This is a genomic window from Micavibrio aeruginosavorus (genome assembly GCF_051245535.1).
GTDB lineage: Bacteria > Pseudomonadota > Alphaproteobacteria > Micavibrionales > Micavibrionaceae > Micavibrio > Micavibrio aeruginosavorus_D.
In genome coordinates this window covers 82,910-105,886 of record NZ_CP195303.1, presented here as the reverse complement: position 1 = coordinate 105,886, position 22,977 = coordinate 82,910, and the positions used below count along the sequence as shown (strand labels likewise).

Annotated in this window: 22 protein-coding genes, 1 tRNA gene and 1 rRNA gene; 7 read left to right on the top strand and 17 right to left on the bottom strand. The window is 45.3% G+C overall.

Annotated elements, in window-relative coordinates:
* Positions 1 to 48: 48 nt before the first annotated feature.
* Positions 49 to 1,368, bottom strand: coding sequence for a methyl-accepting chemotaxis protein (locus ACSC94_RS00530; protein ID WP_435641125.1), 1,320 nt, complete (start codon positions 1,366 to 1,368; stop codon positions 49 to 51).
* A gap of 704 nt (positions 1,369 to 2,072) precedes the next feature.
* On the opposite strand from ACSC94_RS00530, the gene ACSC94_RS00525 reads away from it, so the two are divergent.
* The gene (locus tag ACSC94_RS00525) at positions 2,073 to 3,680 is read left to right on the top strand and encodes an RNA-directed DNA polymerase (protein ID WP_435641124.1); all 1,608 of its coding nucleotides are present in this window, start codon (positions 2,073 to 2,075) and stop codon (positions 3,678 to 3,680) included.
* Entirely contained in the window at positions 3,677 to 4,393 is a 717-nt protein-coding gene (locus ACSC94_RS00520) for a hypothetical protein (protein WP_435641123.1), read from the top strand. Before ACSC94_RS00525 ends, ACSC94_RS00520 begins: the two co-directional genes overlap by 4 nt.
* A gap of 5 nt (positions 4,394 to 4,398) precedes the next feature.
* On the opposite strand, the gene ACSC94_RS00515 is transcribed toward ACSC94_RS00520, so the two are convergent.
* From ACSC94_RS00515 to ACSC94_RS00490, 6 genes are read right to left on the bottom strand one after another with little or no spacing between them, the layout of a single operon-like run.
* Positions 4,399 to 5,136 (bottom strand): hypothetical protein, encoded by a 738-nt coding sequence (locus ACSC94_RS00515; RefSeq protein ID WP_435641122.1) that lies wholly within the window; start codon positions 5,134 to 5,136, stop codon positions 4,399 to 4,401.
* 11 nt (positions 5,137 to 5,147) lie between these two features.
* Positions 5,148 to 6,596 (bottom strand): N-6 DNA methylase, encoded by a 1,449-nt coding sequence (locus tag ACSC94_RS00510; RefSeq protein WP_435641121.1) that lies wholly within the window; start codon positions 6,594 to 6,596, stop codon positions 5,148 to 5,150.
* Between the two features lies 1 nt (position 6,597).
* Positions 6,598 to 7,758, bottom strand: coding sequence for a hypothetical protein (locus ACSC94_RS00505; RefSeq protein WP_435641120.1), 1,161 nt, complete (start codon positions 7,756 to 7,758; stop codon positions 6,598 to 6,600).
* The gene (locus ACSC94_RS00500) at positions 7,755 to 9,224 is read right to left on the bottom strand and encodes a restriction endonuclease subunit S (RefSeq protein ID WP_435641119.1); all 1,470 of its coding nucleotides are present in this window, start codon (positions 9,222 to 9,224) and stop codon (positions 7,755 to 7,757) included. The genes ACSC94_RS00505 and ACSC94_RS00500 overlap by 4 nt, the downstream gene beginning before the upstream one ends.
* A complete protein-coding gene (locus tag ACSC94_RS00495; RefSeq protein WP_435641118.1) occupies positions 9,221 to 11,980 on the bottom strand; it encodes a DEAD/DEAH box helicase family protein in 2,760 nt (919 codons plus the stop codon). The genes ACSC94_RS00500 and ACSC94_RS00495 overlap by 4 nt, the downstream gene beginning before the upstream one ends.
* Positions 11,980 to 12,168 (bottom strand): helix-turn-helix domain-containing protein, encoded by a 189-nt coding sequence (locus ACSC94_RS00490; protein ID WP_435641117.1) that lies wholly within the window; start codon positions 12,166 to 12,168, stop codon positions 11,980 to 11,982. Before ACSC94_RS00490 ends, ACSC94_RS00495 begins: the two co-directional genes overlap by 1 nt.
* A 572-nt stretch (positions 12,169 to 12,740) precedes the next feature.
* Between ACSC94_RS00490 and ACSC94_RS00485 the strand changes: the two genes are divergently transcribed.
* Positions 12,741 to 13,670, top strand: coding sequence for a hypothetical protein (locus ACSC94_RS00485; RefSeq protein WP_435641116.1), 930 nt, complete (start codon positions 12,741 to 12,743; stop codon positions 13,668 to 13,670).
* Between the two features lie 142 nt (positions 13,671 to 13,812).
* On the opposite strand, the gene ACSC94_RS00480 is transcribed toward ACSC94_RS00485, so the two are convergent.
* From ACSC94_RS00480 to ACSC94_RS00455, 6 genes are all read right to left on the bottom strand, one after another.
* The gene (locus ACSC94_RS00480) at positions 13,813 to 15,978 is read right to left on the bottom strand and encodes a DNA primase family protein (protein WP_435641115.1); all 2,166 of its coding nucleotides are present in this window, start codon (positions 15,976 to 15,978) and stop codon (positions 13,813 to 13,815) included.
* On the bottom strand, positions 15,965 to 16,303 hold the full coding sequence (locus ACSC94_RS00475; protein WP_435641114.1) for a hypothetical protein: 339 nt from the start codon (positions 16,301 to 16,303) through the stop codon (positions 15,965 to 15,967). Before ACSC94_RS00475 ends, ACSC94_RS00480 begins: the two co-directional genes overlap by 14 nt.
* Positions 16,266 to 16,532 carry a hypothetical protein gene (locus ACSC94_RS00470; RefSeq protein ID WP_435641113.1) on the bottom strand — a complete coding sequence of 89 codons (267 nt, stop codon included), beginning with the start codon at positions 16,530 to 16,532 and terminating at the stop codon, positions 16,266 to 16,268. Before ACSC94_RS00470 ends, ACSC94_RS00475 begins: the two co-directional genes overlap by 38 nt.
* Positions 16,533 to 16,582: 50 nt before the next feature.
* Entirely contained in the window at positions 16,583 to 16,840 is a 258-nt protein-coding gene (locus ACSC94_RS00465) for a hypothetical protein (protein WP_435641112.1), read from the bottom strand.
* Between the two features lie 104 nt (positions 16,841 to 16,944).
* Positions 16,945 to 17,592 (bottom strand): hypothetical protein, encoded by a 648-nt coding sequence (locus ACSC94_RS00460; RefSeq protein ID WP_435641111.1) that lies wholly within the window; start codon positions 17,590 to 17,592, stop codon positions 16,945 to 16,947.
* Positions 17,589 to 18,686, bottom strand: coding sequence for a site-specific integrase (locus ACSC94_RS00455; protein ID WP_435641110.1), 1,098 nt, complete (start codon positions 18,684 to 18,686; stop codon positions 17,589 to 17,591). The genes ACSC94_RS00460 and ACSC94_RS00455 overlap by 4 nt, the downstream gene beginning before the upstream one ends.
* Before the next feature lie 462 nt (positions 18,687 to 19,148).
* On the opposite strand from ACSC94_RS00455, the gene ACSC94_RS00450 reads away from it, so the two are divergent.
* The 4 genes from ACSC94_RS00450 (at position 19,149) to ACSC94_RS00435 (ending at position 21,035) form a co-directional block, all read left to right on the top strand.
* The gene (locus ACSC94_RS00450; RefSeq protein WP_435641109.1) at positions 19,149 to 19,430 is read left to right on the top strand and encodes a DUF1778 domain-containing protein; all 282 of its coding nucleotides are present in this window, start codon (positions 19,149 to 19,151) and stop codon (positions 19,428 to 19,430) included.
* A complete protein-coding gene (locus ACSC94_RS00445) occupies positions 19,430 to 19,933 on the top strand; it encodes a GNAT family N-acetyltransferase (RefSeq protein ID WP_435641108.1) in 504 nt (167 codons plus the stop codon). The genes ACSC94_RS00450 and ACSC94_RS00445 overlap by 1 nt, the downstream gene beginning before the upstream one ends.
* Positions 19,930 to 20,130 (top strand): hypothetical protein, encoded by a 201-nt coding sequence (locus tag ACSC94_RS00440; protein WP_435641107.1) that lies wholly within the window; start codon positions 19,930 to 19,932, stop codon positions 20,128 to 20,130. The genes ACSC94_RS00445 and ACSC94_RS00440 overlap by 4 nt, the downstream gene beginning before the upstream one ends.
* A gap of 86 nt (positions 20,131 to 20,216) precedes the next feature.
* Complete coding sequence (locus ACSC94_RS00435) at positions 20,217 to 21,035, top strand: DUF2971 domain-containing protein (RefSeq protein ID WP_435641106.1); 819 nt, start codon at positions 20,217 to 20,219, stop codon at positions 21,033 to 21,035.
* A 58-nt stretch (positions 21,036 to 21,093) separates the two neighbouring features.
* Here ACSC94_RS00435 and ACSC94_RS00430 read toward each other — a convergent pair whose 3' ends face one another.
* From ACSC94_RS00430 to rrf, 4 genes are all read right to left on the bottom strand, one after another.
* Positions 21,094 to 21,807 carry a toll/interleukin-1 receptor domain-containing protein gene (locus ACSC94_RS00430; RefSeq protein ID WP_435642129.1) on the bottom strand — a complete coding sequence of 238 codons (714 nt, stop codon included), beginning with the start codon at positions 21,805 to 21,807 and terminating at the stop codon, positions 21,094 to 21,096.
* 309 nt (positions 21,808 to 22,116) lie between these two features.
* A tRNA-Met gene (locus ACSC94_RS00425) sits at positions 22,117 to 22,193 on the bottom strand.
* Between the two features lie 144 nt (positions 22,194 to 22,337).
* Positions 22,338 to 22,691 carry a DMT family protein gene (locus ACSC94_RS00420; RefSeq protein WP_435641105.1) on the bottom strand — a complete coding sequence of 118 codons (354 nt, stop codon included), beginning with the start codon at positions 22,689 to 22,691 and terminating at the stop codon, positions 22,338 to 22,340.
* Between the two features lie 141 nt (positions 22,692 to 22,832).
* Positions 22,833 to 22,947 (bottom strand): 5S ribosomal RNA (gene rrf, locus ACSC94_RS00415).
* Positions 22,948 to 22,977 lie beyond the last annotated feature (30 nt).

Genomic DNA, 22,977 nt, shown 5'->3' with positions numbered 1-22,977 from the left:
AATAAGCCCCACCAGAGTGATCTGGTGGGGCTTTGATTATTTTGCCGCTTAGAGATTGCTCACTTCGCGGGTCACGCGCTGCATGTTGCTGGCAATTTCATTGGCAACGGCGCTTTGCTCTTCGACGGCACTCGCGGTGGAATTCACGTACTCGCGAACGGTTTCAATCGATTCCTTAATCGAGTTCAAGGAATCGACAACGTTGGACGAAATGCTGCGCATGGAATTAATTTCCAGCGAAATTTTGTCCGTGGCCGTTTTCGCCTGCGCCGCCAGATTTTTAACCTCGTTGGCCACAACGGCGAAGCCCTTACCGGCCTCCCCGGCCCGGGCCGATTCAATGGTCGCGTTCAAGGCCAGCAAGTTGATCTGGCTGGCAATGCTGTTGATCAACTCAACAATGCCGCCCATCGATGCCGCGGCATCGGCCAGCTTATTGGTTTGCTGGTCCGCTTGCTCGACAATGCCATAGGCCTTTTCCGTCGTTGCGCGGGATTTTGTCATGCTCTCTGTGATTTCTTTTACGGATGCACTCAATTCCTCCGTCCCAACGGCGGCACTTTCAATCATTTTTCCGGCATTTTGCTTGGCGGTCACCTGCTTCGTCACATCGGTCGCAAATTTAACAACCTTGAACGGGCGACCATTCAGATCAAAGATGGGGTTATAGCTGGCTTGAATCCAGATTTCGCGTCCACCTTTGCCCAAGCGCTTATATTCCGCCGCTTGATACTGCCCGGCCCGTAAATCATCCCAGAATTTTCTATATTCCGCACCCTCTGCCTCGTTCGGCTCCATAAACATGCGGTGATGATGCCCCTTCACCTCGTCTAGACCATAGCCCACCGTATCCAGGAAGTTTTTATTCGCCGTAATAACGGTACCGTCCATGTTAAATTCGATAACGGCCATAGATTTATGAATGGATGCAATTTGCGACGTGCCATCCATTTGCTTCGAATCTTGCCACTCGACAACCGTGCCAACGCGATTTTTGTTATCATCAAAAACCGGAAAGGCATGCAGGTTAAAAACAATCCCGCCAACCTTGATCGACGTATCAAATTCACCGCTCATGCGGTCGAGCATGCCACGCTGGTGCGCCGGGTTTTGATGAAACATATCAATATTCATTCCGATCAAACGATCGACATTGAATGACGGAAAATCCTTCTTAATATCGCCTTCCAGCGCACGCAGAAAGCCAATGATCGCTTCGTTCACATAGACAATATTATAGTCCTTGTCCGCCATCATAATATTGGTCGACAAGCCGCGCAGGGCGCCCGTCTTTAACGGCAAATATTGATCATCATCATTGGCAAATTGCTTTTCGCGAAAGCCCAGAGCATAAGCAAGATTTTTCATGGCAGATCAGCCTTCCTGTAATCGATTGATGTAAATGACACGGCGATTCAAAAAATACGAACGCCAGTTTACATCAGGACCAAAAGGACAATGAAAGCCGATCTTGTTTTTACATGCGCCGGGATGGCGAGATCACTCACCAGCACAAAAACACTGCGGTTATGCTTAGGAAAAATTGGTTGCGGGGGCAGGATTTGAACCTACGACCTTCAGGTTATGAGTCTCATCGAAGCAAAAATCCACAAAACGCTACAACAAACTATAATAATCAAATCAATAACTTAATAAAATTCTTGCATTGTCATATGTTGTAATCTTTTGCTGTTTTTTGTGGCGAAGTGTCCCGCCAGTGTCCCACAAAAATTATCTAAAACATCTTATAAAACCTGATCAAAATCACTCAAAATCGACATCCATTTTTCTGTGGGACACTGATTTTTTGAGGTGATGATTTTTGGCCTCTGGAGCATCAATAAAACTGTCAATTGACCCCTCAAAAATCGCTCTTTTAAAATGATAACCTGAAGGTCGTTAGCCTGCCCGCAGATTTTATACCTCGTTTTGTACCCTCAAAATTTCACGCTGCAATTTGGTTGCTAAGGCGCGGATTGGCAGCGAACAACAAAATCATTCATTTCCAAAATTAATAGACTGTCGTGAATCAAAACAGGCTGTAAGATAAATAAGAATTAAAACAGGGTTGAATGATGACTAAACACTTCATAAGAGCTTTAAAAAACATCTCAAAGCATGGCGACACTGATGTTTTTCCTTTTCCAATTGAGAATTCAATTTTCTACGACTGCGAAGAAGACGTTTTAGCTCTCTTAGAAAAAATTCATACGAATTTCTCAGATAAGTTAGATATAGAGCCTCCCTTCAATGAAAATAGATTAGCTCCTGTCGGATACAGTGGCTTTAGGTGGGTCACACAGTTAGACCCCCTTTGGAATGCTTATATACTGGGATTGGTAATATCCGTGGGGCAAAAAATAGAAAACGTCAGAATTTCGGTAGATGAAAAATGTATTTTTTCCTATCGTTTTTCTGATTCAGATGATGAGAAAATATTTAATTCAGACATAGGCTGGCAAGCCTTCCAACAAAGGAGCCTTGATTTAGCAGGGGAGCATTCAACAGTAGTTGTATGCGATATATCTGATTTTTATCAGCGTGTAAGGCACCACAGGTTAGAGAATGCGCTCAAACAAATAAAAGAGCCTGGTGATATACCGATGAGAATAAATAAATTTCTTGGAAATTTCTCAGGAAAGTATTCGCATGGCTTGCCTGTAGGCGGGCCAGCGGCTCGACTACTTTCTGAGATTCTATTAAATCAAACAGATCAACTCCTCAAAGATAATGGCATAAAGTTCTGCAGATTTGCAGACGACTATCACCTTTTCTGCAATTCAGATGAGGAGGCCTTCGATGCACTTCTCTTTTTATCTGAGAAGCTAATTAACAATGAGGGTTTAACCTTACAAAAATCAAAAACTAGAATTATGTCGGCCTCTGAATTTAAAAACATCTCTCCTTTGACCACAAAGGAAGAAGACGAGGCTGCTGATGTTAGTGCTCATAATTTTATGTCTTTATCTCTAAGGTTTGATCCGTACTCACCTACAGCTGATGAAGACTATGAGACACTAAAATCTGAAATTGAAAAATTTGATATACTAGGTCTCTTACGGAGAGAAATTGGGAAAAGTAGAATCGATATAGCCGTTACACGTCAGATCGTAAAATCACTAAAGTTTATCTCTAATCCTACAAGAGATCAGGCTGTTTTATCAGTTTGCAATTCACTTGATAATTTATACCCCATATTCCCCACTATAATGATGGTGTTAAAAAACATATGGGGGGACTTGTCAGACGAAACTCAGAAACATATCGGAAAATGCATTAGAGACTTATTCAAAGACAAATCACATTTAATAAAGACGCAAGTAAATCAGGCTTATGCCTGTAGGCTACTATCATGCGAAGACAAGCAAGAAAATGTAGAACTATTCACTAAATTATTTAATAGATCTGAATCGGCCATGATTAAGCGAGATATTATATTGGCAATGTTTAATTGGCGCCGATCACACTGGCTATCTGATTTGCGCAGCCAGTACACTAGCTTCTCTCCCCCCTTAAGGAGAGCATTTATCATTGGGAGCTACAGTTTGCCAGGAGATGAGGGGAATCATTGGAGACAAGCAAATAAGGGCGGGTTTTCTGATTTTGAAAAAATTGTACAAAAATGGGCCGCAAGCAAAACAGAAAGATCATCGGCTGATCCTTGGCAGGTTCCCCTATGATTAGTGAAATAGAATTTATTAGAGAGCACACTTCGTTTTGGAGAACTATTTCCCCTCTGTCAGAAGATTTTGTAAGGCATATAAACATTCATGTTTTAGACAGAGCACATAGCGCATTAAATGAAAAAAGTGCCACATCACGCCGCGCTCTTATCAATGAAGTGAGCTTTCGTATCTTTTGCCGTAGCGCGCAAGAAAAGAAATCCATAGATTCAACGCTTGAAAGCGATCTAAAAAATATTACGGAAGAAACTGTAAAATATATCTCTGGCTTAAGAGATAAAGCGCCAAATTTCGACCAATCCCTTAATGTCGACGAAGTGCAGGAGATAAAAAAAATATCCGAAAAGCTATTTAGTTTCTTTAAGGACAAAGATTCTCTGATTTTAAGGCCAGAATTTTCTGGGTGCGGAAAGTTAGATACATGCTATGGCGATGTTATTACCGGAGATACATTATATGAAATAAAATCTGGTGGTCGCGCCTTTAGATCATTAGATTTGAGACAGCTTATTCTTTATCTAAGCCTAAACAGATTGTCAGGAAAATACGAGATCAATAATCTTGCATTATATAATCCAAGGCAGGGATTTCATTTCAAAATTAATAACAATGAATTTTCGATGCAATTTAGCGGCCTATCCTCAGAGGAGTTATGCCATAGAGTTAGCTATGAATTGACGCAATCCGATATGAATAGATTTATATCCTGACATGCCTATTTAGCTTGCTTTTCTTTTATAGAGCTTACCGCATTTCCAATCATACAGGAAAACACACCTGCTGCTGACCAATCGCGTGTTGTAAATAAGACTGCGCTATTCGAAATAACAAATGCAACTGAGCTTAAATTTATCCGTGAGACCACTTTTTCATTCTTTACTTCTTTTTGTAACCTTTTAACGCTTTCTGAAATATCAACGGGCGATTGATAGTGGCTTTTCTGGAATTTCTCAATTATCTGAGACTGATCTTTTCCTAACTTCATAAGAAGAGCTATCACTCTTGGGTCAAACTTTAATTCCTCAAAAAGTCTTTCTTCCATTTTAAAGAAATACTCAGCTCGCATAGGTAAAATATCTTTGCCCATATAGCTATGCTTTTTCAATCCTAGGCGGGCCTGAAGCTCATACCATCTATGGTGAGTAATTATTGTAGATTGTTCTCTTTGCTTAAGACCGGTTGCATATATAGATCGCGTTGTCTTATCATTGTCAGGGCCCAGGCTTGATATTCCTTTAATAAATTTTCGAGATTCAATAAAGTCAGGATTTTTCAGAAGAGCCTCAAGAAGATCTAAAAGCTTATCAGCCTCTTTATCCGACAATCCAACATATGCACTTGGTATGTTCGTCTTTGAATCATCAGAAGGGTACTCCAGCAAAAGCTCGGCGATAAAAACTAAAAGCCTTTTATCGTGTCGTGACAAATGAATTTTAGGATACTGGATGCCCATTTATTATAAACCTATGCCGCTTCATCAAGCTCTTCAGCCACAGCGCGAAATTGCTCCAATGCCGCTTCCAGGTTCTCGACAATCTCGGCTGCGATAACGTCCGGTGCTGGCAAACTATCAATGTCCTCTAGGCTTTCATCCTTGAGCCAGAAAATGTCCAGGTTAAGCTTATCGCGCTTAACCAGCTCATCGTAGCTAAAGCACTTGAAGCGCTCGGTCTCTTTGCGCTTTTTGTAGCAGTCAACAAAGTCTTTTAGATCATCCGGCACCATTTTACGGGTTTTAAGCGTAAAGTTCATGTTGGTGCGAAGGTCGTAAATCCAGAGCTTCTTCGTCCAGGCTTCCTTCGCAGCAGGTTTTTTGTCAAAGAACAGCACGTTTGCCTTCACGCCTGGGCTGTACCAGATTCCAGTCGGAAGCCTGAGGAGTGTATGGAAGTCGAATTGTTCTAAGAGGCGCTTGCGGATACCTTCACCGGCACGACCGGCCTCAAACAGCACGTTATCGGGCAGAACCACCCCAGCACGGCCATTCTGATCAAGAATCGTCATAATATGCTGAAGGAAGTTGATCTGTTTGTTTGAAGTGGTGAACTTGAAATCTTCGCGCTCGTAGTTTTCACGCTCAGTCGTAACGTCCCCATCTTCACCGACGACCTTATAGCTGCTCTTCTTGCCAAAAGGCGGGTTTGTAAGGACAACCTTATAGCGATCATTCGGCGCTGCCGAGAGCGCATCACCCTGCTTAACAGGGCTTCCGCCGTTGCCAATGCCATGCAGATACAAATTCATGGCACAGAGGCGCACGACTTCATCGACAATATCAACGCCGTGGAATGAATCGTGACGTAATTTACGGAGCTTGTCGCGGTCTTGAGACTGCGTTTTCATGTGGTCGTAGGCTTGGAGCAGGAAGCCGCCGGTGCCGCAAGCAGGGTCACAGACTGTTTCGCCAATCTTGGGGTTTACACACTTCACAATCGCGTCGATAACAGGGCGGGGCGTAAAGTACTGCCCTGCGCCTGATTTTACTTCAGAGGCGTTCTTTTCAAGCAAACCCTCGTAAATCTCGCCTTTAACATCAACACCAATACCAATCCACGGCCCTTCAGTGGCTATCAAGGAAACAATGCGCTTGAGCTTGGCTGGGTCGGTGAGCTTGTTCTGAGCCTTCTTGAAAATTGTACCAATCAGACCAGGCTCCTTGCCCAGCTCTTCAAGAGTATGGCGGTATTGAAGCTCTAGAGCGTCCCCATCCTTACCGGCCAAAACGTCCCACATATATTTCTTAGGGATAATTGATGGTTCTCCCAAGAGATCCGCACGCTCCTGATCCATCTTTAAAAACAGCAAAAATGTAATCTGTTCAACGTAGTCACCGTACGATATGCCCTGGTCGCGCAGAACGTGCGCGTAGTTCCATACCTTTGAAACGAGTGAAGAATAGTCTCTAGTTGTCATTCTATGCTGTCCTTTCTTTGAGAGCATCTCTTAGAAAATCAATAATATCTTCATTATATGCGGCGTAAGGTCGTCGTATTGCCTGGGGATTTATTTCTATAAGCTGGATTAACCAGGCACCAAGATCAGAAAACGCTTGTTTAGCGCGTTCTCTTTCTGCCAAAAACTCTTTATCTCTAGAATGTGGTTTATGTACACCCCTGCAAAAAACTTCATAAAGCCTATTTGCCTCACTACCCAACTTTTCAATTATTTCTTCGGTATTATGATGATCTACTGCTGCAGTTTCTATATAAGCCGCCAGACGATTAATATGTTTGTCTTGGCCTACCTTTCGCTCCAGGCCATCTTTTGCTTTGTAAGGTTTGTCTTGTGGAGGGAAGAGTGTATTAGAAAGTTGCTCAATAAAGCGTCGACCAGACAGGTAGGATTGAGAAAGCTCTTCCATTACTTCTGCACGACTGTACGCGCGAGCGGCTGCATATAAGATATTGAAAAGATAAGGATGAAGCTCTTCGATATCATACACAAGCTGAGATGTTTCGTTATCAGACCAGCCATCAAACTCAGAGAAAATCTGTCTAAAATTTAAGATCCTTTTGAAGTGATCAATAGTATCAAAATTATCAAAAATTGTTCTCCTTGCTCCCATATCTTCAAAAGAAGCATTAAAACCAAACCCCTCTAAAACTTCTTTCATGCCTTCATCTTGTCCATCAGCCTCAGACATTGAATAAAATAGGCTGCAATTAGTGCCATAGAATCTATAATATTCAGGCAATCGATTGCGAAAGCAATATAGGTGGAATGGATTTGAAAATTCTAAATCCATTGCACCTAGATAATAGGGAAGATTTTGTAGCTCTTCATGCAAATCTTCCGCTATCTCATCCGACATGTTCTGAAACAGCCAACTATAAACTACAGCTTTGCCGTATGTTGCCTCCAATCTATCTACGACACGCCTATCCCAAGAAAATGGCGTATACACCTCTTGCTCTCTCCCTCTAACTGAAGAGAATTCAACATCTCCCAAGGAAAGACGCATATGACGTTTGGAGTCTTGAATAACTTTTGTTTCAAGAATTTTGTCCATCACAGTTTTGCCATACCAACCACCAATCTCTGGGTGATCTGAATTAAATAGGAAAGCAACGTTCATGCTGCCTCCGACTTATCAGAGCGTGGTTTGCGGCCACGGCGGGGAGGAGCTGCTTTGGCTTTCGTTTTTACTCCGTCGCCTGATTTTATGCGGGCCAGAAGCTCGCTGGCTGGTTCGTCGGATGGGTCTTGGGCAACCAGCTTGCCGGAGAAGGCAGATTTCAAGATGGATTGGCGTAGAGTTCTACTGCGGCTTAATTCGGCAGCACACAAAGCCTCGCAAACATCAATTTTAGAAAAAACGTCTTCTATCCGCGCAATAATCTCTTCCTGTTCTGGCTTAGATGGCAAAGGAATTGGGCACTCAGCAACTTGCGTTAAGTTCAAACCTGGCTTTGTAAGGCCGTATTGTACCCTCTCAAAATATTTTTGGATCGGCCAAGAACGTATGATTATTTCTAAATACGATGCTGTTTTTATATCAACTGGTCGCGCTAGACATACGTGCTGACTAATATAGGCTTCGGCATCTAGCTCTGGAATAAGAGCTACGTTCCCTGGGTTGCCAGTGATAGACACAAGTAAATCACCGCTGCATAATTTGGTTCTTTCACCTTCGCTGTTTTGCGGGGGATTAACATACGCAATGTCATCCATAGACAGACCAGCTTTAGTGACATTTTGACTTCTAAAGAAATAGGCACCGCTTTCCGAGTAGTATTCAGCCCATCCTCGCGAACCGCTCGTGATGAAAGACGTTAATTGACCCAGGCTGCACCATACCCAGCCTTCAGGAATTTCAGGCATCCGTTCTAAGTTGGCTGAAATCGCTTCCTTATATTGTCCACGACCCTTCCAATTCTTCCGGCGGGATTCGAGGATGCGGGCTAGGAGTTTTTCACCGGATTCCAGTTTCTTTTTATTTTTCTTGCGCCAGTCTTTGGTGAGTTCACCGGTGACGGCGGCCTTGAGGACGGATTGGCGGTAGGTGTTAAGCTGCTTTTGGACGGTTTTCAAAAGCTCTTCGCCTTTGTCCATGTCACTGAAGAGCTGCTCAATTCTGTCTACGATCCGCTTTTGTTCGTTTAGCGGCGCAATTTTCAAGGGCATATTTTTCATGCTGCCCTGTGTCAATTTCAAGCGCGTAGTACCAGAAACAAAAGACCTATAGTTAAATACGTTTAGCTGCTGGCAAAGGAAGCGATTATCTATGCCAGAGCGACCACGCAAAATATGCGCGTGGTTATTAACCCAGAATTTTCCGTTTGCTATATAAGCCTTATCTTTTCCGAAATCTAAAAATGGGGCGGCATCTTCTCCCAAAAGGATAGATTCTCCTTCAAAGATATAGTCATCAATCTCCCCGACTTGACCCGTAGCTCCATAGTAGGGGTAGAAATGCTTAGCGTTTGCAAGGCGCTTCTCTCTTTCTGTGTTATTTACAGGTATTCGTTGGCTATCGAGAATATCGACAACTTGCTCTAGTATGACTATCTCCCAGCCCGTCGGCAAATCTTCACTCATCATGCCACCAGTGCCACTTGCAACTCATTCATGAGGGTGTCAAGTTCTGGCCCAAAGAGTTGTCGCGCTTGAAGCAGGCCACCCTTATCGGCAAAGACTGGAATGGTCATCATATCCTCTGTGGTCACTTCCGCATTTGCGCCGATAAACTGCGCAATCGATTTGAGCCAATTGGCTTGATCATCGGTAAAGTTACGGCCTGCCTTCTTTTGCCTTCCGATCCACAGGTTAAAGCGCTGTTCAACCTTGCTGCCGAACGGCTCCAGCACATCATCCATGCCCAGAGCATAGCGCACGAGAGATATGATCTCGGTCAGCTGTTGGTCAACCGGCGCACCGCGCACTTTGGCGGCGTCCAGACGCTTATATGCCTGCCAGACATCGGCGGTGATCAGATAATGCGGTGGGTCGGTGAGCTTTTGCGTCAGCTCCTTAATCGCGGCGTAGGTTAGCTTCTGCTTGCCGTAAGGCTGGTTATAGAGAATTTGGAGCGCAAGAAGTTCGTCTTTATGTTTTTCGATAAAATCTTTAAAGGTCTTTACACGCTCTTCGGCCCGCTTCATGTCGTAGCCCGCGCCAATGACCTCATCGGTCGTGATGTCGTCGATCACGATGTCTGATTTTTGCTTCAGATCTTTGAGCAGCTGGCGCAGTTTTGGGTCATCGAACGGCTTGCAGGCTACTTCGATCAGTTCATTCTGTATAATTAGGATTTTGTCTTCTGCTGGCGCGTAGCCGAAGCGCTGCTCGGCCATTGCCTCGATCTTGTCAGGATCGATAGCATCCAGGAGGTCATTCGACAGGTCACGCAGAGCTTTGCCGCCGCTCGTCTCGATGATGCGTTCCTGGTCTTCGCGCTCCAGCTTTTTATCCAGGGCGGCAAGGCGTCCGGCCAAGGTTGAGAGTGCGTCTTCATCGCGCCGCCCTTGGGCGATTTGATCAATCAGCTTGTCAAACGATATGGTGCGTTTGCGCTCCAGCGGCTGAGATACGTTCTTTTTGCCTTCGGTCACGCCTACGGCGTCGATCAGGATAAAGCGCGTCTTGGTCTGGGCGTCGGGGGTAACCGCCTGAAGGTCAGAATCCTTGATTGAGCGCACGCCGCGCCCTTTCATCTGTTCGTAATAACCTTCTGATTTCACGTCGCGCATAAAGAGAATACATTCGACCGGCTTAATATCCGTGCCCGTAGCAATCATGTCCACGGTTACAGCGATGCGCGGGTGCGGATCAACGCGAAAAGCCTTAATCAGGCTTTTAGGATCTTCGCCGGTGTTGCGGTAGGTAATTTTCTTACAGAAGTTATTTCCTTCGTTAAATACTTCGCGCACGATATGGACGATTTCTTCAGCGTGGTTATCGTCTTTGGCAAAAACAAGAGTTTTGGGCACCCATTCGCCGGTGCGGTCGGGGAAAAGTTCAGTGAACAGACGATCCTTGAAACATTGGATCACGGCGCGGATTTGATTGGGGGTCGTGACAGAGCGATCCAGCTCAGTCGCCGTATATTCCATGTCATCATCCAGCTTGGTATAGCGGATAGCGCGGGTGCGGCGGTCACGCACGGGCACCTCGAACGTCGCGCCCTCAACCTTGCCGCCTTGTTCCGTCACGCGGGTACGGATACGGAAGATTTCATAGCCAACATTGACACCATCGGCTACGGAACGCTCATAGGGGTATTCGGCAACAAGGTTTTGATTGAAAAAGCCCAGCGTATGCTTTGACGGTGTGGCGGTCAGGCCGATGATATGTGCATCAAAATACTCCAGCACCTGCCGCCAGAGGCCGTAGATCGAGCGGTGGCATTCATCGGTAATGATGAAGTCAAACATTTCGATAGGAATTTGCGGGTTATAGCCGATAGGCGGAATTTCGCCCTGGTTGTTCGCCCAGGTTTCAAAGTTGGATTCTTCTTCATCTTCCTCGGCCAGCTCTTCACCCTTCAGCATAGAGAACAAGCGCTGAATGGTCGTGATGACCACCTTTGCGTCAGGATCAATGCGATTGGAATGCAGATGCTGGACGATATAAGTGTCTGTAAAGCGGTGGCCAGAACCTGGCGGCTCGAAATTTTGAAATTCTTTCAGCGTCTGATCGCCCAAGTTGTTGCGGTCAACCAGGAAGAGGATGCGCTTAGCGCCGCCGTATTTGATAAGCCGGTGGCTGAAGGTGCATGCAGTGAAGGTTTTACCTGCGCCGGTCGCCATTTGGATTAGAGAGCGCGGCTTGTCCTCGCCCAATGATTTCTCAAGCCCTTTGATCGCATCGATCTGGCAATCCCGCAGACCGTTTTCATTGAGCTGCGGCATGGATTGCAGGCGACCACGCAGGGTATTGGGCTGCTTCAGCCAGTCATGGAGCGTTTCCGGCTTGTGGAATGCAAACACACGGCGGGAACGTGGCCGAGGGTCGCGCATATCCCTGAAGAAGGTTTCATCACTGGTGCTCTCGTAGTCAAAAAGCAGGATGGTATCCCACTTCGCCAGATGATCCGGCAGGGCGTTCATGTATTTTTCGGATTGTTCCGCCACACCGCTCAGTGTAACGCCAGATTTTTTAGCCTCAATAACGCCAGCGGCTTTGCCCTCGATAAACAACAGGTAATCGCACGGGCCAGCGGGAAGCTGAAATTCACGCACGGCAACACCTAACCCAGCATTGCGGTTAAAATCTTTCATGTCCTGAATGGCCCAGCCAGAGGCTGTCAGGATCGCGTCAATTTTCTGTCTGGCGAGTTGTTCGGGTGTGAAGGGCATCAGCCAGCCTTTCTTTGTTCAGCGATGTTTTTGCTAATCCAAGCATCAATATCGCTTTTGCGGAAACGCCATGCTGCCCCGACACGAAAGCCAGGGACTTTACCTTCGAGCGCATAGCGGTAAAGGCTCTTTTCCGCGAGCTTCAAATAGGAGGCGACCTCCCGAATGGTCATAATCTCATCAGCCATAGGCAAACCATTGATTCGTCATTTAGATTTATAAATTGAGAAAATAATTGAAAATGGACAGGGAAGCAAGCCGAATACTGGCGCGTTGGTTTTAGATTCACCTGGGATTCAACCTTCAAGAACTTCGCCCTATAGAGCAGTCTCGCCTACTACAAAAGTTTTCCTTCGCCTTGTAAAGATTCGCTTTTTTGAGGCGTACATCTGGCTTTCAAAGGATTTGACCTTGTATGCAAAAAGATCGACCCGATCAAAAGGCACGCAAACCCTTGATAGGACTCACAAGTGATCTTGTCCCGTACAAGGTCGCCTTATTTGCATTGTGAAATTTCGATCATTTGTTTAATGTTTTCAGCATCGAGCAGTAAATCCTGCTCGATGGGGCTGATTACCCCTCCGAGACGGCCAAACAGCATCTGGCCGTCACCAATGATGCTGCCTCTCGACCTTGTGTCGGGGAGCAGCGGAATAAAATAGCGCCTAGCGTGAATACGCTGGCCGTTCTCGGACGGTAATCACTCCCCGGCTTTCCAGAGACATCTGGAAAGCCGTTTCCGCAAATGGGAGATGAGCTTATGTTTAAAAATTTTAAGAAAAATCATTTTAGAGATTCTGTTCGGGATCTTTTTATCAGCAGAAAAGCTGCCAGCATCCAGTCTCTGTTATTTGGCTGGAAGCCCGCTATTTTTTGTTTAAGAAGGTCATATGCGGCAGAAGCCAGCCGCTATCAAGAGATCAGCAATTGGTTTAATTTCTACAATTTTCAAGATGAAAAATTTCAGCCTTACTCTCTAAAAATTGTGAATCACGCTTATGCAGACGGTCTTAACAAGTATGAGGCTGCGGCCCTAATAATATGCCATTTCTTAGTCGTGGATGCCGATGAAGAAGGAGACTGGCTTACCGATGATACGACAAGCGAATACAGCATAATATATTCGCTGTTTGAAAAAAGACCTAGTCAGCTGTATGGGACACTGAAAACCCTCCGTGACCAGGGCGATATATCCGGTGAAGTTTACTTAGAATCAAAGCAAACATTTGAGGCTTTATTCACAAAGTATCCAGAGTTCAAAAACGAGGAGCCAGAGGAGCCTACACAAATAACTTGGTGGGAGCTGTCTTACAATGATTCAAAAAACAATAGACGCAGATTGGCAGGCCGATTTCTAAAAGTTTCCGATATGGTTGAACACATAAAAAACAAGGAAGGGGGGCAAGACCTTTTTTGGAGATACCCATTTGACTGCCAATACGATGATTGGGAGCCAACCATGCCACCCACGAATGAATTTACTGAGCGGCGCATGATTGCGATTCCAAGCAGGGGATGGGACACACTTTGGAAAAAATATGAAGGGCACTTGGTAGGGTCAAATTTTGATCATTGGGAAGCCTTGAAAATAGAGGCTCGTGTTCGCCCGAACGATAAAGACATAATAATACATAAGTTGATACGAAAACCATACCAGCGGGAGATGCTGTTAGATGCTGCGTCAGCCTAACTTTATTAAGCTCAAAAAGTCCTGAGTGACACAGGTGACACAGATTCAATCACCAGATAATGTGCTGATTATACAAATAATGTTATCTCTAAGATCACTATGATGTGGAGATTTTAGAGATATGTTTTGTGAGTCACCCAAGTCACTCCCTCTGCGCCCTCAAGCACAGACCGCTTATGGCTCGAACACCCTTTGACAACCTATGTCTCTTAAGTCCCTTGGTCACAAGACGCGATGTAAGGCTGTTATGATCTAGGATGTGGCGCACACCCTGCTCCTCTGCCCAATTTCGATAGGCTGCGTACAATGCTTTGGAAGATTCTTTTGCATTTGGCAAAAAATCGCAACACTCATCAACAAATTGCGATACATGATCCTCCTCTTTACGCCACGTTTCCTTCGCTTGTATTGAGCTTGGCGGCTCAGTGAATGAGCCACGCTTAAGAACACCCGCATAGGCATCCAGGGACGCTCTCATAATCCCCGGTAATTCAGTAAGAAGTGTTTTCTTTAAGTTTACGTCTACGCTCTTCCCTTCAAACTTTCGATTAAATGTCACGACTATGGCGCGACGATACAGCGCATCTGAAAAGTCTTTGGTGCGCGGCATGTGGTTCGTTCCGAACCAGCAGGTGCAATAAGGCTTAAAGTCGAAAGGCGGCTGATTCTTATGATCTGCGGTGATCAACTCCCCAGATGAAATAGCCTTTAACTCTGCATCAGCGATTGTGCCGCCTTGAGCTATTTCTGTAACAAGATTAGCCAGCCTGCGGTGCATATGGGCCCTCTTAAATCGATCAGAAAACTCTGCAGGCTGAACAGCGGAAACATTCCTAAGTCCGACAAGCGCTGCTATAATCTCAAGGAGCACGCTTTTTCCGTTAGCTCCCAATCCTATCAAAATCACAAATTTCTCATATTTAGTTGTGTTTGTAAGCGTATAGCCGATCATTTCGAGCACTAGTTGCTTTTTCAAAAAACCATCAATATCGCTTAAAAAAATCTCATCCAAATATTTTAGAAACCTTGGGCATTCTGCATTATGAATGTAAGGATGCGGGATTTGTGTGGTTCTAAAGTTTTCACGCTTATGAGGTTGCAAAATCCAACACTGGCCTGAGAATATAAGATCTCCGTTTTGTACATTTATAATATCAGGATTCAAATCCCACTGATGCTGCTCGGCAAACACTTCGTTCTTCAAAACCGATAAAACTGCATCGACAAGGCCGCGTGTCACTTTCTGCCCCATCTCATTGAGATGGGCCTGGATGGTTTTTTTAATATCGAGATCAGGCAGTGCCTCCCAGAGGCCATTATTCCGCCATACCCAAAGATGGGCCGCTGTTGACAAGATATTATCTCTCCCTACTTCATCTATAAGAGAACGAGCAAGATCAAGATGATCCATTCCAGCATCATCATCGTCGGCAACTGTCTGCCTAAAGTTTTTTAGCGCCCTATTCTGTACGCTAAGTGGCATTTTGGCGTTTTTGCTGATAATTTTTTTTATTCGCTCCTGCTCAATTTCTGAGAGTGAAACGATCAACTTAAGCGCTTTCTCGATTTCATGTGGCTGAGAATCAGGTGACAATGAATATGCCGCATGGGTTGCCTCCTCATAGGCACCAATTATTTGACGTGCTTCACTGATCAATACCTTCAGATTTTCAAAATTAATTCCGTCAGGTAACGGATCTGCTAAATCCCATCCCTCTTTAAAATCAGCAGGCACTTGCACAACACGCACCAGCAGTGCGCCAGCCTTCAGACAAAGCTGTGCAACACTATCGGCATAAGCAAAACCGCTTTGATCGTTATCTGGCCAAATCATCACCTCTCGCCCCTTCACAGGCGACCAATCGGTCTTGTGCGGCGATCTAGCCCCATTGGTGCTTGTAGTAACTACATATTCAGGGAATAGCCTTTCAGCTGCTTCGGCTGCTTTTTCGCCCTCACATACTAAAATTGGCTTATCGCTGAGTGTGGATAGTTTATCAAGATTATAAAGGATGCGCGGCTCTGGTATCGATTTCCAGGCCCAACGCGCGCCACTGTTAAGGTAACGTCTAAATGTTAGGGGGCGATCTTCTTTGCTACCATCTTGCCTTTCAAAGCGAGCTATAATGAGAAGAGCTTGGCCATCAGCCATCTTATATACCCACCCCTTCTTCGGTATGCCGAGCGTGGGGTGAGCACCTGCGCTACCTGCATTCTCCGGAATAGGAATTGCAACTCCTTCGTCTTTACCTTGCTTGATTGAATCGTTTTTTTGGATTGGCGAGAACATGCCTTTATCGTTTGACATCTGAAACTCCTAACATTTTGGCGAGGGATCGAGCAGCTTCGATTTGGCTTTTCCCGGATAGATAAGCGGCTAGGCTTATAATGTCGCCGCCCCTATCTCCTGTTGCAAAATCGGCCCACTTCCCCGTTCTGAGATTTATTGAGAAAGAACCTGGTCGGTCGTCAGCCCGCATGGGATTTTTGACCACATACTCATCTCCCTGGCGTTTTCCGCCAGGAAGCCATCTATTGAGTATGTCGGGCAGTGCCCATAGCGCGGCCTGGTTAACGATTTGGAAGAAGCTCATTTTAGGCTCTTCCGTGCCTAAACTGCTTGGTTCTTTCATAGACAGCCCATTCCATGAAATAGCGCGATCCATGACATGAGTAATCAAGCTCCATCGTACCGGGGCCGCACTCTGGCGGTATACGCCTCATCTGAAGCAAAACCTGAGCAAAAATTTCCAGATGAGCCGCATACTCTTGCTCGCCTATATCGTATTTGCTTTTAAGCATTGCCAACGCATCTGTAGCTGCGTCTTGCTCTAGGGGATCCAGTTTGTTAAAATAGCGCATAGCATTATCCTTCTGGCCGCTCTGCAAAGCGGCCTTTTCTTTTAAGGGGATTACTGAGGAATGGTGTTCTTTTCTTCGACCCAGCGAAAAAAGGCATTTTCATCAAGCAGAACTCTTCGCCCAACACGACGAATAACCCGATTGAATCCATTTGTTTTTTCGTAAAATATGAGGTGGCGAATGCCGCCCTCTGGAAAGGCAGGATGTTTCTTTGAGAACTGTTTGACAGTTAGGAAAGAAAAATTTTTATCCTGGTCCGGCGTTGCATCACCGTCAGATATAAAACCTTTTAGATTATTAATTACCATTTGCTTGTCCTTTCTTACAAAATGCGGCCTTTAATTGCCGGCTGTGATGTAAGAAAAGCAAAGGCTACCCAGAAAATCTGGTGAAATTTTTCTTCACCATTCTCTTAATCTGCCTTTTGATAGGAAAATGTCGGTTCAAGATCATTCTCAAATGGCCGCATGCGGCGAGCTGAATATGCCATTTTTTTATTATCTTCGTAATTTTTTTCACATGATTCTTTTAAATCTATGAATCCGTTGTGCGCCTCAGGATATTCTTTTTGATTTGGCACCTCCCTACTTTTAAGAGAAGCTAGAAATTCGACAATCCAATGACAACACTCTTCAGAAAATTCTGCTGCTTCTTGATTTTCACCTGGACTATAGTACCATTGTTTAAATATCTTGAGGGATCTTACAGATTCTGATCGATCTATTCCCAAGTAGTCATTTATAAAATTATAAATAGCTTCGCTTTTGATTCTTCTTGCGGAAAACTTATTGATACCTTCAATCAAACAACCTTGAAGAAAATATTTATCTAGCGTTTTATATCGTGACTTCCTACCAGTTTTTTCAGCAGCTTCGCATAAACTCACGATTTTAAAATATGGGGTTTGGTACATATAGTGGCTACTTTCTAGGTACCTCTTTAATACCTGCAACCCAAGTAAGACGGTCTCAGTAGCGTCAATTTCGTGCATTTCGTATTGGCTCATGAGGGTATTAAAATTATCAGCCATCATCTCCGCATGCTCTTCTTTGGTTTTCACTGCACACTCCCAAAAATCTTCTCATTCATGCTGGCAACGACGGTGGAGGTGTGTGCCTCAGACAAGTGCGCATAGCGCTTGACCATCTGAAGTGTTTTATGTCCCAGGACTTCGGCAATCTCAGCAAGGCTTGCACCATTCATTGCAAGGTATGAAGCCGCAGAGTGGCGTAGGTCATGGAATCTGAAATCCTCAATCTTCGCTTTGGTCAGAGCGTTTTCCCAGGCGGTACGAATATCGATAGGCTGATATAGCGCCTTGCCGCCAGTTTTATCACGGATCACTTTGCTGCTGGGGAAGACATACTCGCAACCTAGCGTCTTAGCCTTTGCGTGCTCCTGGATAAGCGAAAGCGCATAGCCTTGCAACGGCAGAACACGCCGCTCCCCGTTCTTAGTTTCATGCAGCACGATCAGCTTGCGTTCCAAATCAATGTCCTGCCATTTTAGACCAATCACTTCCATCTTTCTGGCTCCAGTGCTGAGAGCCAGAACAACGATTTTATACAGGTGAGGGTTATCGCTTTCACGGCATGCTTGCAGCAGGCGCTGGCGCTCATCATCATCAAGGAACCGCACACGCCCCCTGGATTCCTTGTACTTAGAAACTTTACGGACAGGGTTTGTCTCGACCCATTCCCATTCGTTCATAGCAATGGTGAAGACATGCCCCAGCGCCTGAGTATAGCGGTTAGCCGTTGTTGCACCGATTTCCCGCCCATAGCGGTTTTTCTGCCCTACAAGAGCATTGCGCTTCTCGACGATCAAAGAAGAAGTTACATCGAACATGCTGTATGCGCCCAGCTCCTGCCGCCAGTATTTCAGGTAATGCGCCTGGTTGAAGGTATTGCTCTTCTTATGCACCAGTACTTCTTTGTGATAGCGATCAATCGCATCGGCCAGGGTATGCTTTTTGGCTTTAGAGGTTTTGAAGTGCCGCCCTTCCCGAATTGCAGCCTCAATTTGCTGCCCCCAATTTTTTGCGTGCGTCTTGCTCTTAAAGGTCGCCGTTTCTGTGGGATGCCCCCGCAGCTTTACTTTAACGCGGTATGTGGTCACGCCATCCTTGGTGACACGCTGTTCGATAGAAGCCATAGCTCTGCCCCTGTGTGTTTTTGGTTGATCACAACACGCTACAACAGAGCACAACAGATTGCAATACTGATGATTTAATTATTTTTTGTTATTTATAACAATATGATATGATTTTTAACCTGCTCCGTGGGGAACTGATGGGGTAATTGCTCAAAAATTCAGCCCCCATTTAGTGCCTTACGTCAAATTCCCTCACTGAAACAGAAGCCCCCCTGACCCACCTTCTTAAAAACCAATCCACCCCCTGGGGGCGGCTCCGCCCCTCGCAGTTTTTCTGTATCCGATGCCCACTTAGAAAAATTCCGACCAGGAACATTGAGCTACATTTTGTAGGAAATCACCAACCAGGCTATGAGAAGAATATAAGCCACTGATTTAATTGTACAAAAATATAAATTTAACATTTGTATAGAAATCTTCTATACAATAATGTATATTGGATATGTAGAAGGAGATTTTATCATGTCACAAGCACAAACAACCGAAGCAGTCTCTATTAACATTAGAGCCAAAGCTAAGCAGCGAGATTTAATAGATCAGGCCGCAGAGAGCCAAGGTCGTAGCCGCTCCGACTTTATGTTGGAAGCTGCGTGCAGTAAGGCAGAAGACGTATTGCTTGATCAAACTTTCTTTGCGCTTGAAGCTGATGCTTTTGCTAAATTTCAGGCTATGCTGGATGCACCGTCAGAATCGAATGATCGACTGCGTCGCTTTTTAAATGAGAAATCGCCCTGGGATAAATAATGAGCCTTCAATCTCTAACCGCTCCAGCTCCGATTGAGGCTGAACATGATCTTGCGTCTTTCAATTCTGGTGTCACCTCACTGGATGAGTGGCTGCAAAAGCGTGCGCTTAAAAATGAGAAAGCATCGGCTTCCAGAACATATGTAGTATGCGAAGGCAAGCGTGTGGTCGGCTACTATTGTCTATCGACAGGCGCAGTTGCAATACAAGAAGCCCCCAAGAAGCTCGGTCGCAATATGCCCAATCCGATCCCCGTTATGATCATGGGACGACTGGCGATTGATAAGGCTTATCAAAACCAAGGATTAGGCAAAGCGCTTTTGCAAGACGCTGTATTTCGCAGTGTAAAGGCCGGTGAGATTGCTGGCGTGGCAGCTTTGCTTGTGCACGCGCTTTCCGACGAAGCAAAAAGATTTTATCTGTCACGCGGCTTCTTAGAGTCGCCAATCCAGCCCATGACACTTTGCCTACCTTTAGCTAGTGTGCGTGAGGCCTTGAAATGATCAAAAATAGTACCGAATACAAAATATCTTTGGATCGATTAGATGGACAGAACCAGCGGATTGCAGACATACAGAAAAAGCTGGCAAGCGATGGACTAACACCAGAAGAAATTAAACGCGCCACTGATCCGCTTAAAACTTTCACGCTTCAAATCCAAGAAGAGGTTGAAGCATATAAAAAGCGCGAAGGCCTATAGCTTGCGTTGATAAAGTTGATGCCTCAAAATCTTTCTTAAAACTAAATATGGCTGGGTTACGCCCCAATTTATAAAAAGATTAAATAATGCAAACTGCTGCAGAATTAAAAATAGGGTCATTATATAGTTACCAACCCTACATATTCGAATACTTAAAACAAACAGTTTTAAGCAACCTTATATTTCTATCTAATCCTGTCGGTTTCAATGATCCTTGGGACTGCCGACCTCATTTTTTCTCTGATGTAGATGATCCTGAAATACGAAAAGCAGTAATAAGCTATTACACAACTGCCTATAAAAAGGCACGACCTAACGGCCAAATAAACATAGAAGATGCTATCTCTCAGCTAGATAAAGATCCCGAAAAGCTAAAAGGATTTATGAAGAAGTTTTCAGATGGTTTATTTGAGGACATTTGCAGTCAATATCGAGTGCGCTGCTTAACCACAAAGAATGACAATGCTTTAATGTGGGGGCATTACGCCGCAAAACATACGGGTCTTTGTTTAGAGTTCGATGTAAAAAATCCAGTTTTTTGCGCGGCTCTTAAAGTGGAATATAACAAAGACTACCCACCGTTCCAATTAACTGACGACTCCGCAGAAGCGAACGTAAAAATCCTTACGACAAAATCTAATCATTGGGCATATGAAGATGAATTCAGGTTAATTGCTCTCGAAAACACGACCAAATTACCTGCAGATCAGATGCTAATTGTGAAGAACAGCCTACTTGAGATTCCCGAGGGCTCTCTTAAGTCGATTATTTTGGGATGCCTGATGCCTGAAGAATATAAACAGCAGATCGCGGACTTACTGAAAAACTCAGGTAAAAAGATTGTTCTTAAGGAGGCGGCGCGCTTACCTAATAAATATGGCCTTGAAATCAAGGAAAGAGCTTAAAAACTGATCATTAGTTACCATCAGGCTCTATTGAATCCTCTGCGCTGAATGTCGTTTTTTATCCTACAGAGACCAGCTCGGCGATCTTAGCCGCAACCTGTGCCATCGTGTTTTCTGCAGTGCTAAGTCCGCTTCGCGAGGCAAGCAGGGGGCTTTCTTCACGGAGAGCTTCATAGGTGGTGTTGTGCACGATGGGAACAAGCCGCTCACCAGCGAGGAGTGCCGAAAGCTCCTTATCAGCAATTCCCTCTGTTGGAAGGCGACGCAGTAGCGCAGGAGTCACCAGCACAATTCCTACTTTCGAGTTTGCTAAGCCCTTATCGATGGCACGGAGCAATGGTACGCCAAGTCCAACATCCTTCTCGCTGAACCAGACCCGGACTCCAATTGATTCTAGAAGATCATGAAGCTCCTTAGCGGCCCCTTGTCGGTCATCCCACGCATGGCATAGGAAGACGTCCCGAAGATCAGGCTGCTTCGCTAGGCTCTCGACGCTGTTGCGGATTGGGGTGAGCGCTAATACCTCGGTGGGCGTATACGCTACGGACGAACCGGATCGCGACCACCGTGGCTTTGCGCTACCGCCCGTTGACCCACCACCACTGCTCCGACCTCCCCAGCTGCTCTCCGAGGAGGAGTAGGGCGACGAATAGGATGGAGACGAGTGCGACCTATAACCGCCGTAGCCGCGAGAGCGGCCACCACATGCGGGGCAGTCGGCCGCAGCGCTAGCTGTGCGATGGCCTCTTGTTGGTGCTGTGCATCTTGACATGTATCCAATGATATCAACTACCATCGCTGCAATCAATCGCTATACGACCTTCAGGTTTTGGGACACTTTTTCTGATTTTGATCGATTCAGAGACGAAAATTTGGACAATTTTTGAGTACAAAAATGCATCAAATTGCATCGCGTCCAATAAAACCAAGCTGCAAAATATCATCGTAAAAAATTGTCGTGATATGCGGCGGTTTGTTGTCATTTCTTTTTTTCAAGTTCCCCACCAGGTCCCCACGGAGCAAAAATCAGAAAAGCCCCTTGCGGGGCTTCTTCTTAAGTCATTGATTTTATTGGGAAAATTGGTTGCGGGAGTAGGATTTGAACCTACGACCTTCAGGTTATGAGCCTGACGAGCTACCGGGCTGCTCCACCCCGCGTCACCGAGAAATGGCGGCCCCAACCGGTTAGAAATGCGGGGCGCGCAAGCGATATGGGGTTATAGACCGTTCAATTCAAGAACGCAAACCTTATTCGTCATAAATCCTATAAATCTTTCGCACGGCAACGCGCGCAAATGCGCGTCACCATTTTTTAAAAATCACCCACGCCGCAAGCACAATCAAGCCGAAACCGAGAAGGTGATTCCACTGAATCGGTTCTTTCAGATACCAGATTGAGAAGCCCATAAACACCAATAGAGTCAGGCATTCTTGAATGGTTTTGAGTTGAGCCGCATTGAAAACGGAATGGCCCATGCGATTGGCCGGAACCTGCAGGCAGTATTCGAAGAAGGCTATACCCCAGCTCACCAGAATGACGATCAGAAGCGGGGTTGTTTTAAACTTCAAATGGCCATACCAGGCGAATGTCATGAAAATATTGGAGGCGAGCAGCAAGCCGATGGTGGCGAAGGGAACAGGGATTGAGAGACTCATTTTTACAAGCCTTTGTGATGGGGTTTTTATAAAGACGGGAGAAATTGGATACAAAAAAACGCGCCAAGGGCGCGTTGAATAATTTGATCATCGAAAATAGGTATGACAACAACGATTGTTTAATCCAAGCGGGCTTGGAAGACCTGGCAACGACCTACTCTCCCGCGTCTTAAGACGAAGTACCATTGGCGCTGAGGCTTTTCACGGTCCAGTTCGGTATGGGATGGGGTGTTGCGCACTCGCTAGAATCACCAGGTCATCCAAAACCGCCTGTATTAAACAATCA

Excerpts from the sequence above, each read along its gene's own strand:
- ACSC94_RS00490 (WP_435641117.1), bottom strand. The coding sequence starts at position 12,168 with ATGGCTGATGAGATTATGACCATTCGGGAGGTCGCCTCCTATTTGAAG.
- ACSC94_RS00485 (WP_435641116.1), top strand. The coding sequence starts at position 12,741 with ATGTTTAAAAATTTTAAGAAAAATCATTTTAGAGATTCTGTTCGGGAT.
- ACSC94_RS00520 (WP_435641123.1), top strand. The coding sequence starts at position 3,677 with ATGATTAGTGAAATAGAATTTATTAGAGAGCACACTTCGTTTTGGAGA.
- ACSC94_RS00480 (WP_435641115.1), bottom strand. The coding sequence starts at position 15,978 with ATGTCAAACGATAAAGGCATGTTCTCGCCAATCCAAAAAAACGATTCA.
- ACSC94_RS00515 (WP_435641122.1), bottom strand. The coding sequence starts at position 5,136 with ATGGGCATCCAGTATCCTAAAATTCATTTGTCACGACACGATAAAAGG.
- ACSC94_RS00440 (WP_435641107.1), top strand. The coding sequence starts at position 19,930 with ATGATCAAAAATAGTACCGAATACAAAATATCTTTGGATCGATTAGAT.
- ACSC94_RS00475 (WP_435641114.1), bottom strand. The coding sequence starts at position 16,303 with ATGAAAGAACCAAGCAGTTTAGGCACGGAAGAGCCTAAAATGAGCTTC.
- ACSC94_RS00510 (WP_435641121.1), bottom strand. The coding sequence starts at position 6,596 with ATGACAACTAGAGACTATTCTTCACTCGTTTCAAAGGTATGGAACTAC.
- ACSC94_RS00495 (WP_435641118.1), bottom strand. The coding sequence starts at position 11,980 with ATGCCCTTCACACCCGAACAACTCGCCAGACAGAAAATTGACGCGATC.
- ACSC94_RS00455 (WP_435641110.1), bottom strand. The coding sequence starts at position 18,686 with ATGGCTTCTATCGAACAGCGTGTCACCAAGGATGGCGTGACCACATAC.
- ACSC94_RS00505 (WP_435641120.1), bottom strand. The coding sequence starts at position 7,758 with ATGAACGTTGCTTTCCTATTTAATTCAGATCACCCAGAGATTGGTGGT.
- ACSC94_RS00525 (WP_435641124.1), top strand. The coding sequence starts at position 2,073 with ATGATGACTAAACACTTCATAAGAGCTTTAAAAAACATCTCAAAGCAT.
- ACSC94_RS00445 (WP_435641108.1), top strand. The coding sequence starts at position 19,430 with ATGAGCCTTCAATCTCTAACCGCTCCAGCTCCGATTGAGGCTGAACAT.
- ACSC94_RS00500 (WP_435641119.1), bottom strand. The coding sequence starts at position 9,224 with ATGATGAGTGAAGATTTGCCGACGGGCTGGGAGATAGTCATACTAGAG.
- ACSC94_RS00435 (WP_435641106.1), top strand. The coding sequence starts at position 20,217 with ATGCAAACTGCTGCAGAATTAAAAATAGGGTCATTATATAGTTACCAA.
- ACSC94_RS00470 (WP_435641113.1), bottom strand. The coding sequence starts at position 16,532 with ATGCGCTATTTTAACAAACTGGATCCCCTAGAGCAAGACGCAGCTACA.
- ACSC94_RS00430 (WP_435642129.1), bottom strand. The coding sequence starts at position 21,807 with ATGTCAAGATGCACAGCACCAACAAGAGGCCATCGCACAGCTAGCGCT.
- ACSC94_RS00420 (WP_435641105.1), bottom strand. The coding sequence starts at position 22,691 with ATGAGTCTCTCAATCCCTGTTCCCTTCGCCACCATCGGCTTGCTGCTC.
- ACSC94_RS00530 (WP_435641125.1), bottom strand. The coding sequence starts at position 1,368 with ATGAAAAATCTTGCTTATGCTCTGGGCTTTCGCGAAAAGCAATTTGCC.
- ACSC94_RS00450 (WP_435641109.1), top strand. The coding sequence starts at position 19,149 with ATGTCACAAGCACAAACAACCGAAGCAGTCTCTATTAACATTAGAGCC.
- ACSC94_RS00465 (WP_435641112.1), bottom strand. The coding sequence starts at position 16,840 with ATGGTAATTAATAATCTAAAAGGTTTTATATCTGACGGTGATGCAACG.